Below are 11727 nucleotides of genomic sequence, written 5' to 3' on the forward strand. Positions count from 1 at the left end.
TGAATACTGCACATGAGCAATGTATTGTCTGTAAGAGAAATTACGCATAACGATGTGCCATTAATAACGAACTACTGGCTTACAGCTTCAGCTTCGCATCTGAATGCTATGGGAGTAGATGTATATAAAATGCCCTCCGCAGCAGAATGGAAGAAAATGTTGTATGACCAGTTAAACCAGCCTTACAAGCAAAAGAAAGCGTACTGCATCATCTGGCTTATAGATGGTGTGCCTGTTGGTCATTCCAACATCAACAAAATACAATTTGGGAAAGAAGCGTATATGCACCTGCATCTGTGGAATGTTTCCACAAGGGCAAAAGGTAGTGGTGTGCGTTTTATACAAATGTCTTTGCCTTATTACTTTAAAAATTATCAGCTCGATACATTATACTGCGAGCCGTATGCTTTAAATCCTGCTCCCAATAAAACATTACCCAAAGCAGGCTTTGATTTCGTAAAGCAATACCGTACTATACCTGGCTTTTTAAATGCTGAGCAGGAAGTAAATCTGTGGCAGTTAACAAAAGAAGCATATGTAAGATTGTACAAACGCTAACGTTATGTTGTGGCAATATTCACCACTTTTAATACCGGCTCTTTTGTTTCCTTTACAATGCCCAGTAAATACCTGTTGGTGAAGCTCCATTTTTGTATCAGCCAAACTAAAGTAAGAATTGTAGCAAGCGTTAAAAGTCCTACACCAAAACCCTGCAGGTTGGTTGCGTGTTTTTTCTCAGGGTCACCAATTATTCTGTAGATAATAAAAATGATCATTGGGTGGTATAAGTAAATACCAAGCGATTGTTTATTGGTAAGCAATATCAGCTTGTTTTGAAACCAGTTTTGTGGCGCCGCATAGATCAGCAGGAACAATACGAGGCTGCTATTGAATATCATGTAAGGTATTACAGTTGCTAAGTCTGGTACATGGCTGTAAACAAATACAACGATCGAAGTGAAAGCAATAACAATGGTGGCAAGCAAAAAAAGCGGGTGCGGGAAAAACTTTACCAGCTCATTTCTCAAACTAAAACCTGTAAGAAAGAAAAACAGGTAGGCATAAAGTCTTTTTTCTCCAAACCAATACAATGGTTGTTCAGAAACGGGCAACTGGTTATCCCTGTAAAAGATGTACCAGCAAATCGTAATACAACCGGTTAAAAATACTAAAGGCTTTACGGGTATTTTAAACCTCGTTACAACATAACATAGCATTGCGCCCATAAAATATGCTGGTACATACCATAGATGAAAGAAAGGGTAAAGCAAATCTGTTGGGGTCAGTTCATATAAGGACCTGCCGCGTAAACTAAAAGGCAGGTATAACAAAGATGCAATAAGCCATGGTATAAATAAGCGCTGCGTCAGCCTTTTCAGGTAACTGCGCAAACCATATTTAAAAGCAGATGCCTTAAGCAGGTAACCGCTTACAGCCAGGAATACCGGCATGTGAAAAAAGTAATTGAAGTACAACAACATTCCATCCGGTAAAGAGTGCGTGAAGATCACCAGTAATATCAATGTGCCCTTTGCAGCATTTAAGCCAGGGTATACTTTACCAATGCCGCTGCCTTGTACCGCATACAATTGCTTAATGTATTTATACATGTAAGAGTTGTTTTTGTGTCTGGTAAATCTTCTCCACACAGGCCTGCCAGGTATGCGCCTTCGCAAAGCTGATTGCTTCAGAAGCGCCTGCAGCAGATTGCTCATTCAGTGCTGCTTCTATTGCTGATATATACCCGCTTACACCTTTCGCAAGGTGCACATGCGGCAAAAACATTTGCATGGCTGGTGTATCTGTAGCAACGGTCGGTTTACCCATCGCAAGATATTCATCTATTTTTCTTGGGTAATTGCCTACTGTTAAAGGATTAATAAGTTGCGGATTCAGGCATACATCCAGGTGTTGCATGTAAGCGGGCAGATCTTCGGGTTTTTTAGCGCCAAGAAAATGAACATTTTTCATGGCATGTAACCTGCTTTGCTGAAACATGATCTCTTCGGGACCTATGAACACGAAGTGCCATTCCGGCTTTTTCATTGCCAGCTCTTCGAGTAAAGCAATATCCAGTCTTTCGCCGGTAAGAAAACCAATGTAGCCAATCCTTGGATGTGGTATGCTCTTATATTGATCAGGTAAAGTGTAATGTTTCTTTGCATCGTATATCTCCAGCTCACAACCCTGGCCTATATCAATGCTAAGGCTATGGTGTTTTCGTGCATATTCCGCCAGGTAAGAAGAGTTGGCGAAAACGGAATCTGCATGTTGTATTGTTTTTGGTTCAATCCTGCTGCCATGAAATTTAAAATAAGGATGCTCGATCAGGTTGTCCCGTATGTAGTAAAAGTTAAGCAACGGCTGTAAATATTCTTTTGTATATAATCCGGTAAACATCTGGCTATCGTTGAATACTACGCATTTATTGGTTTGCCATCCCAGTTCATCTATTGCCTTTTTAAGACTTTTGAAAAATCTTTTTGCATTGCTTTTGTTCAGCATGTTATATAGTGTAACCTGCTTCAGCCAGTTGATGGAAATATTCACAGACGAAGGTGTATGCACCCAAAGGTTATCGGCCACCTGTATTGTGTTCGGGTACAAACCCAATGCAATGTGTAGCCGCTTTCTGCCTGCTGCAGTATTTACCGATAACAGTGACGTCTTAATGTCAATAGCCGGGTTAACATACATAACAGGCCTCGTTTTGCTGAATTCAACAGCAAGGTTGCGTGCATTACTGCCCAGGTTTAGTTTCCATTCCTGTTGGGCAATTACAATGTATGGTTCAACTTCTTTTAAAAACATCGCTTCGTTTTTTTGTTTTTAAACCTTGTTTAAATCCCCATATAAGTGCTATAATGGCGGGTATTGCAATAATATTCCACGGCATTGTTTAGTGTTTTATTTCACCATGCGGTGTATGAATAAATTGTTTGCGTGCTTTGCCAATGTTCAACATTGCCTTTATCATAGAAAGCACTGCGCCTGGTATCTGCAGCAGCGCATTCACCAGTTCTTTATTGTACCACTTTGCAGGTATGCCGCACAGTAATGCTATTGTCAATGCCGCAAATAGCACCGCAGATACATAAAGCAATGGTTTTGCAAAGAATAATACAAACAGCAGCCACAGACATGTTAATGCTACAAGCATTACACGTGGCAGCAGGAAAGTCTGCGTTACCTTATCAAAAAATCCTCTATTGCCTTTGAACAATTGCTTCCAGCCTTCAACAAAGTATTTTTCAAAAAACTCCACCTGTGCACCAAGCCAGCGGCTGCGCTGCCTGGCAAACACGGCTGTGTTGGCAACCTTTTCATCATATACATAATGACCATCGAGGAAGGCAACTTTTTCTCTCCTGTGCGCAAGCCTGAATTCTATTTCCTTATCCTCACCTGCAGTCTCGCCAATGTTTTCCAGCAATGATGTAAACAAGCTGTATTTAAAAGCCATCCCACTACCGATCAATGCAGATGATAACCCAAGCGCTACATGCCCTCTTCTGAAAATGTGGTTATTGATCTCTTCTGTGCAGGCATCAAGAAAAGCAAAAGCAGTCTGCATGTTCTTTGCTGTTCTGTGGCCTTGTATAGCGTTGTAGCCTGCATTATATGCATCGTTTACTGCATGCAAAAAGCCCGGAGCCATGATGTTATCGGCATCCAGAATTACTATCAGGTCCTTCGGATCATCGGCGCAGGCTTCCAGTGCTTTGGTGAGCGCTTTGCCTTTGGTGCTTTTATCAAAACTTACTTCTACCAGTTTTAGCGGCAATGCAGTTAGCGCAGCAATTGTAGAAGGCGCAAATGAATCTGCAATCACCACTACTTCATACAAGTCTTTCGGATAGTCATGTGCAATTGCCGCCTTTGCAGTCGCTATAATCACACTGTCTTCTTTGTAACCTGGAATAAAGACCCGTATACTGTTAAGCTTACCTGTTGTTACTACTTTTTTTCTGGTTGCAATACTTCCTGCAATAGAAAAAATAAACAGGTAGCCAATTTGTATAAACAGGTACACCAATATGGCATATTCAATAATTGATCCTGTTGCTGATAACATTACACGTTATTTTTTAAAAAGTTTTATGATGTAACAGGCAGTGGAATACACATCAGCTCCTGTTGCGTCGCACTCTTGTGCTGTATATTTTTAAGTGAGCAAGGTTGCACCGTGCTGCTACATGTACAACTGTACAAGAGTGCGACGCAACGATGCCCAATAGTAGTAATACAGCCGGGCTCCACACAATTACTACTTTGCACCAGCAAGGGGCTTCTCATCCCACCGCGGGCTAAGCCATATTAATACCCATGTTGTATACACAATTATTGATGATGGCATCTGGTTCATTACCTCGTTGCCGTAGCTGCAAAGCAATATACCTGCGCTACCGGCACATAATGCACTTAGTTTATTACGTAACGCTTTATCCCTTGTGTTCCATATAATACCAGCCGATTTACCCAATATATACAGCATAATGCCAAACCAGATGATAAAGCCAACAATGCCATACATGGCCCATATTTTTACATACAAACTATCTGGCGGAATAGTAGAGATAAACTTCCCGGGGTTGTATTTTACACCCCACATACCAAGTGTTCCCACACCGGTGCCAAAAGGTTTATCCGCAAGATAACTTTGCAATACTTTCTGGTTGTTCAGGCGCGTCATTAAAGATGGATCATTGGGATCGAGTGATGTTCTTAGTCTTACAATCTGCGCGTTGGTATTACCGATGGTGGTATATTTTAAAATGCCAAGAAACCCAAGACCGAACAGCGTACCAATAAGAAGTATTTTAATCTGTTTGCTCAAAACAAGAAATACAAAACCACCACCCACCAATGCGAACATGGCGCCACGTGTACCTGAAATTAGCATACCATAAAAGGTAAGCAATGCCGCAATGGCAAAGAATATGCGCTTTGCTTTTGTATGAGGGCCAAATGCCAGTATGCCGCATATAACGGCCAGCATTGCCTGTGATGCACCAAACTGTGCGGCTTCTGTGTAATAAGAAAATACACGTAGTTTACCAAATAGTAAATGTGTCTTTTTTGCGCCAGATTCCATCCACCGGTTTTCTGATGCATCGAGCCCGATATATAATTGTTTCATTCCCCAGAACGAGCCGATGACAGACAATATGATGATGATATAGATAAAAAGGTCCAGATCTTTTTTCTTATTGAATACAAGAAATCCCAGCGGTACAGACAACACCCAGTAAAGCGTTGCAGAACGCATTTCATAAAACCAGCCGAGAATGCTGGGTCTTTCGGGGTTGCCTATTTCGAGTACTGTAATAATGAACCACACTACACTTAACCATACAAGATCATTATTCAAATGCCTGTAACGAAATTTGCCGCTTCTGTGAAAAATTACACCAAGCCATGTAAGTAACAGCAACCCATCCTGCCCCAAACCAAATTGCGGCCCCTCTATGTGCCTGCCGAGGCCCGGTACCAAAAAACAATAAGCGATAAGAAAGATGTAACCGAAGCGTGGATAATAAAAAACGATGGTGAGAAAGCCTGCAGCAAAAGGTATGGCAACAAGCATCAGGCTAATGGTCATTCCTTTTCCTGCTATAAGCCAGCCAAAGAAAACCGCAAGCAGTAATGCCGGCAGTAACCACTTTTTGTAGTCTTTGTTAACGCTTGTATAGAAAAGATTTTCCTGCATTTGTTACAATGTTCCTTTTACATGTTGCCAGCTTTTTTTCATAAACCCAAAGCTGTATGCCCACATTTCCGTATATAGTTTTTTTGATTGTATGATGTGTAGCTTATTCAGCATCCACAGGCCAAAGAAAGCACCGGTGGCTGCATTCAGTACAGATGCAAATGCAATCCACTCAAGTTTTCCGCTGAATTGTATGGCCATTATGTCGCCAAGTATATTGATCACTGCCATCATCAGCACTTTTACAAAATTGAGTTTGGGCTTTTGTAGTGCATCGAGCGATATGCCGGTAAGCCTGTCAGCAGGCAGCAACAGGCCGTATAAAATAAACACACGAAAAACAGGAGCCGTAAAAGCATAGTCATGACCACCGATAAATGTTACCAGGAAAGGTGCAAGGATAAATGCTGCTATAAGTGCGGGTATATACAGCATGTAAGCCCATGAAATATATTGTGTAAAAAGATTATTGAAACCTGCTTTGTCATTACCGTTGTTTTTTGCAGCAAGTTGTGGAAATGCAGTGGTGCTAAGGCTTCTAAGCGGTATCTCGAATAGTTCAGTAAGTTTAAGCGGCACAGCATAGGCGGCCACAAGTTTGGGTCCTAAGAAACTGCCTATCAAAAATGTGTCTGCACTTTTTAAAAGGTTTGTTGTGGCAAGGGTAGCCAGTGTGTATCGGATAAGTGCAAACAGTTCCTTTACTTCTGCTCTTGCTTTGCGTAAAATAAAGAGCGGATTTGTTTTGCCTGAAAGCAACACAACCAGCAATAATATTGCATTAAAGCAAAGATGTATGGTTGCAAACGCTTCAAGCGAACCTTTGAAGAAGAAAGCATACACAGCAATACTGAATGCGTTTAAACTTTGTAATATGCGTAACCACAGCAGGAATCTGATGTCCTGTTTTGCAACCGCAGAAGCCTCTGCAATATGTAGCGGAAGTGTGATGATGCCCACACATGCGTACCAGCCGCAAAACACCTGTATGCCCGGGTTTGATTTAAATACATTGGTAAAATACAACACTGCAAGCACCAATGATATGCCGCCTGCAAGTAAAGCGCCAAGCCAATATGCACTTCCCATTATCGTGCGCTCTTCTTCTTCTTTTGCGCCTGCCAAACGCATTACCAGCGCAGATTGTAAACCACCAGATTTGATCATTTCAAACAAAACCACTGCGGCCATATAAATCAGGTATTCGCCCAATACTTCTTGTGGTATGTTTCTTACGAGCAACATAAAAGACAATACGCCAATTATTGCGGGCAGTAACTGGCTTGCAAATGCCTGTGCCTGTAATAATGCATTTTTTTTGTTGCTCATAGATATTGAATGTTTGCTGTGTAGTTATTACAGCACTTTTTTACACGTTTAATAAATTGCCGGTGTATAAATTTTTGTGGCCGGCATTTGTACGCTGTGGCATCGTTCCTTGTGTCACTCACTTGTACTGTAAATCAATTGGCAGCTATGGCTCAACGTCATACAGCGCATACTGTTTAGAAACCTGTTCTCATTTTTGTTTTAACCAGATATTTCTTGTTGCCAAACTCAAACTTCATCAGTCTTTTAAGCAACGATCTTATCACTGTTCTTTTCTTCGGTGCTTCGCCGATATAATCTTCAGCAAAATCAAGTTCCACACCATTCAATATGATGGTTGCTTTTATGCCACATGCTTTTGAAAAGTTATTCAATAATTCGTGGTCAACTTTTGTCCAGATGCGGTTTGCACGGCAAACAATAAAAAGATTGTCGAGTTTCGGCAGTGTCCCGGCAGTATATATGTAACTGTCAAGTGCAGGCAACTCAATCATATTTATTCGCGCTGATCCTGCATAGTTTTCAGCAGGCCATTGAACAATTTCATTGCTGGTATTGATCTGTTTAAAACCTGCATTGAGTATGTTTATAATAGTGCTTTTACCTTCTTTGTTTTCAATAGAAATAAAACCTATGTTGATGTGTTGCCTGGAAGTATCAGTAACAGATAATGTTTGTTGTAGTAAACGCAAGGCCGCTTTTTGCAATACATCATTTTGTTCTTTCAATAATGGATAAATACCGAGTAGTTTAAGACCTGTAATCTTCGAAGCCCTTGCTGGTTCTTTCAGACTTTTGTCAATTAAAAATCTTGTAAGCAATAAAGAAAGAATAACGATAAAGCCCGCCATGAAACCGCCTGCCACCATTACAGTTCTTGTAGAAGGATTTGCTTTTAGCGGCAGGTATGGCGGATCAATTACGGTAAGTTTGGATGTAAGCTCATTGTTTTGTTGGGTAAGCCTTGCAAGATTCAATCCATGCACCATTTCAAGATATTCCTGCTCTGCAACAGATATCTGGCGTTCGATTTTTTGCAGCATTGCCCCAAGCGGTGCAAATTTGCTGTACTCTTCATCAAATTCTTTTTTGCGTTTGTCCATTACAGTAAGCCTTGCCTTGCTTTGCTCATAAGAAATAGTAGTTTTTATCCACTCTTCCAGCATGTCTTTGGATGGAATGCCGCCCGGTGTTGTAGTTTGTACATACAGGTCATCTACCGCACTGCGAAGGTTATTTTCTACGGAAGAGGCTACACTCTTCAGGCTATCAATAATTTTTTTGTTTGAAGGATCCGTTTGGCTGAATGTTTCAAACACGGCGATCTTACCATATATATCAGAAAGCTGGTTTCTTTGTGTGATCACTTTACTGCCGTACATAGACTGTTTGGCACGGTCTCTTAGCTCATTATCAATTTTTCCCAATGCATCCTGGTTTGCCATACGGTCCATCTCGAGTGTATGATTGAGCGCAAATAAGTCTTCTCTTGCACCGGCCACTGCTTTGGTTTGTTCGTAGTAATTGATGATGTCATTGTTCCTGTTAAAATCAAGGAACATTTGTTCTGCGGAATCTAATCTGGCAAAAGATTTTTTTGTTTCATTTTCGAAATAGGTAATTACTGTTTCTGTTTGCCCTTCCCTCAATGCTTTATGCTTACGCATAAAAGTTTCTTCCAGCAGCTCCAGTGTTCTTTTACAAACTGATGCATCCTGCGTGGAGTAAGAGATTTTAATAAGGTCACTTGAATTGAGACGGGAGGCTTTAATACTTCTCAGCGCATTGATAGAATACAATGCATGATCAGAATTGATGATGTTGTAGATAACATTTCCTTCTGTTGTTTGCATAAACTTTTCCAGTGCTGCAAAAGTTGAATCCACATTGTCTTTTACCAGCATGCTTCTTATACTGTCAGGAACAATTTTATGCAAGTCATCGAAAGAGCCCCATTGCATTATTGCAGGATCATGTTTTTTTAAACTGAGGTGTTCGGCCAGCAGTTTAAGGGCAACTTCCTGTTTTGTTTCTCTCGAATCTATGATGTTTAAGAGGTTATCAAAAGCATTACTTGTTTCAAAATAATCTGCTTTGTTGCTGCCATTCAGTGTGTATCCCGAAGCAATACCTGTGTACACAACTGTTTCAGAAGAGAATGTTTTCTTTTCATTCCTGGTGAAATAGTAAATAGAAATTGCCATGGCCATTGGTACCAGCAATAGCAGCTTCCAGTTTTTTAACAGTAATCGTATGAAATGAATTAAACTCATCTGATGGATGCAATAATTGTTGATAGGTGAACGCCTGTGTAAGATTCAAGCTGCAGGTATGCTGTTTGAAACCTGTTGAGATCTGTCTCATATTCAATGGAAGCCTTGGAATAGATGTCCTGTATTCTTGATAACTCTGTTAGTGGTATGTCGTTGTTCAAATATTGTTTCTGGCACATCTGGTAATTGACCAGCGCTGTCTGCTTACTGTCTGTAGCCACTTTTACCAGGTTAAGCGCAAGCCTTAGTTCCTGGTAGACCCGTATTACTTCCTGTGTAATGTACTTTGCTGCGCCTTCTTTTTCAGCTTCAGCCATTTTTACCTGGTACTCGCTTGCTTTGATGGCATTTTTGCGGGATACCACGTGTGTCAGCGGCAACTGAAAATAAACACCCACATTGTAAAAGTTTGATTGTACCAGGCTTACATTGCTTACCGTGCCCGAAATAACATTGGCATTGTTGCCATGGTTGTAAGAAGAGAACAAAGACACAGCGCTGTAAATGTTTTTCTTTGTAAGCGCCAGGTTTTCTCTGGCAAACCCAATACTGTTGTCAACCCTGTTTACTTCAGGATTGTTTTTGATAGCTGAGTCGATGAGCATAGGCAGCAGCCTGCCTGATTCAATAGCCCTGACAAGCAGTGAATCGGTTTGCTGGGCTTTTAGGGATATGCTGCTCAACAGGACGAGCAGCATTACGATCGGTTTTCTTTTTGATAACATATTCATCACACATTCTCTTTTTGAAACAGTGCCGGTATGGTTCGGAAAATAAGCCGGAAGTCATTTAAGAGGCTGTGATTTTCCGCGTATGTATTGTCCAGCATCAGGCGTTCTTCCTCAGACATTTCTGCAGACTTGCCGCGTTTCTCCACCTGCCACAAACCTGTAATGCCTGCAGGTGCGATAAAGCGTTGTGCGTATTTGTCTGTAGTAAGTTTTTCCGCTTCGTATAAAGGCAATGGCCGGTTGCCTACAATACTCATATCTCCAATGAGCACGTTAACAAGCTGCGGCAGTTCGTCCATACTTGTATTACGTAAAATTTTTCCCACACGGGTTATGCGCGGGTCGTCTTTTATTTTAATGAACGCTGCACCAGCACTTGCTTTCCTGGTAAGCGCATATTGTTTTTCGCACCACGAATGTTTATCTGCATACAATGATGCCTGGCATGATGTGCCCATTTGTTTGCAATCATCGCAGCGGAAGCCTGCAGTATCAACTTTTTCGGTCTCTGCAGCAGCGCCGTACTGGTTGAGGTGTTTCAGATCTTTCAAACGTGCATCTGCATTTACATACATGGAGCGGAACTTGAAAAATTTGAAGATTTTATAACCTGTACCCACGCGCAGGGAATAATAAAATACCGGGCCTTTTGATTCCAGCCTTACTGCCAGTGCTGTAATGAGTAAGACAGGGGAAAGTAACAGCAGCGCCAGCGAAGAAAAAACAACGTCAAAAATTCTTTTTTCGAGCGGTATTTTGTAAGCTGACTGGCCAGATACGGCGTTGTTTGTTTTAATATGATGCCAGTTGCTGATGATAAAAGGCAGGCGTTTTTGCAGGTTGTACTGCAACTGTTGTTTATGAAAAATATCTGCAATGCCTTCTTTTAGCGCGATAGCTTTGAGGTGATCGTTTACATGATCGGAAATAATAAAGAACGGAACGTCTGCAAATTTCCTGGCCTGTAATGCATGTTTTAGTGAGATGCCATTTGGGCCAATAATTTCGGAGCGGGAAAGAATAGCAACGATATTCAACTTCTTTTTTGACCAGTTATTACTCAGGTCTATACCATTTTCAAATTGCAGTATAGTACACCCCGGTATATTCAGCTTACCTGCTGCCTGTATGAGTAATTCATCTGCAGCAATAAGTGCAACAGTTGAAGATTGGTTTTCCATGTTGGTTTAGTTTAAAACGAGTTTACCGGCTCTTTTTAAAATGATTTTTAAACGCGCTTCGAGTTCGCGGGGATTAAAGGGTTTGACAATGAAATCGTCTGCACCAGCTTCAAGACATTTGATCCTTGTATCTGTATTATCAACACCCGAAAGCATAATAAATGGAATGGCGCTGAAGAAGCCGCTTGTTCTCACCTGCTCAAGAAACTGTATACCATTGAGCACAGGTGTGTTGAGGTCTGAAATAATAATGTCGGGGATATTGCCTTGCTGCAGGTAGCTGAATGCTTCCATTCCGTTTTGGAAAACTACCGGTGCAAAAGGCCCGCTTAAACATTGAGAGAGTATTCCCTGCATGTAAAGATCATCTTCAACAATAACGACAACAGGTAAATTTTCTGGAGCTTGCATGATATTGGATTTTACTATGACGTTTTGCAGTAGTTCACAAGTAGGTATACTCTAAGCTGCCGAATAGTATTGTTGCAGTACAAGAGTGCGAC

At 41.1% G+C, this 11727-nt stretch carries 10 protein-coding genes; 1 reads left to right on the plus strand and 9 read right to left on the minus strand.

Annotated features, from left to right (window positions below; all coding sequences use genetic code 11):
* Positions 1-12 precede the first annotated feature (12 nt).
* Positions 13-558 (plus strand): GNAT family N-acetyltransferase, encoded by a 546-nt coding sequence (locus I5907_RS10695; protein ID WP_196990704.1) that lies wholly within the window; start codon positions 13-15, stop codon positions 556-558.
* A gap of 2 nt (positions 559-560) precedes the next feature.
* Here I5907_RS10695 and I5907_RS10700 read toward each other — a convergent pair whose 3' ends face one another.
* The 9 genes from I5907_RS10700 to I5907_RS10740 form a co-directional block, all read right to left on the minus strand.
* Positions 561-1610 (minus strand): acyltransferase family protein, encoded by a 1050-nt coding sequence (locus I5907_RS10700; RefSeq protein ID WP_196990705.1) that lies wholly within the window; start codon positions 1608-1610, stop codon positions 561-563.
* Positions 1603-2811 carry a glycosyltransferase gene (locus I5907_RS10705; protein WP_196990706.1) on the minus strand — a complete coding sequence of 403 codons (1209 nt, stop codon included), beginning with the start codon at positions 2809-2811 and terminating at the stop codon, positions 1603-1605. Before I5907_RS10705 ends, I5907_RS10700 begins: the two co-directional genes overlap by 8 nt.
* Before the next feature lie 88 nt (positions 2812-2899).
* Positions 2900-4075 carry a glycosyltransferase family 2 protein gene (locus tag I5907_RS10710; protein ID WP_196990707.1) on the minus strand — a complete coding sequence of 392 codons (1176 nt, stop codon included), beginning with the start codon at positions 4073-4075 and terminating at the stop codon, positions 2900-2902.
* A gap of 192 nt (positions 4076-4267) precedes the next feature.
* Entirely contained in the window at positions 4268-5710 is a 1443-nt protein-coding gene (locus I5907_RS10715) for an O-antigen ligase family protein (protein ID WP_196990708.1), read from the minus strand.
* A 3-nt stretch (positions 5711-5713) separates the two neighbouring features.
* A complete protein-coding gene (locus I5907_RS10720) occupies positions 5714-7039 on the minus strand; it encodes an oligosaccharide flippase family protein (RefSeq protein ID WP_196990709.1) in 1326 nt (441 codons plus the stop codon).
* A 176-nt stretch (positions 7040-7215) separates the two neighbouring features.
* Positions 7216-9312, minus strand: coding sequence for a GumC domain-containing protein (locus I5907_RS10725; protein WP_196990710.1), 2097 nt, complete (start codon positions 9310-9312; stop codon positions 7216-7218).
* Positions 9309-10043, minus strand: coding sequence for a TolC family protein (locus I5907_RS10730; RefSeq protein WP_196990711.1), 735 nt, complete (start codon positions 10041-10043; stop codon positions 9309-9311). The genes I5907_RS10725 and I5907_RS10730 overlap by 4 nt, the downstream gene beginning before the upstream one ends.
* Positions 10043-11224, minus strand: a complete 1182-nt coding sequence (locus I5907_RS10735) for a sugar transferase (protein ID WP_196990712.1) — start codon at positions 11222-11224, stop codon at positions 10043-10045. Before I5907_RS10735 ends, I5907_RS10730 begins: the two co-directional genes overlap by 1 nt.
* A 6-nt stretch (positions 11225-11230) precedes the next feature.
* Complete coding sequence (locus I5907_RS10740) at positions 11231-11635, minus strand: response regulator transcription factor (protein ID WP_196990713.1); 405 nt, start codon at positions 11633-11635, stop codon at positions 11231-11233.
* Between the last annotated feature and the right edge of the window lie 92 nt (positions 11636-11727).

Origin of the sequence: Panacibacter microcysteis, assembly GCF_015831355.1 — a bacterium.
Classification (GTDB): domain Bacteria; phylum Bacteroidota; class Bacteroidia; order Chitinophagales; family Chitinophagaceae; genus Panacibacter; species Panacibacter microcysteis.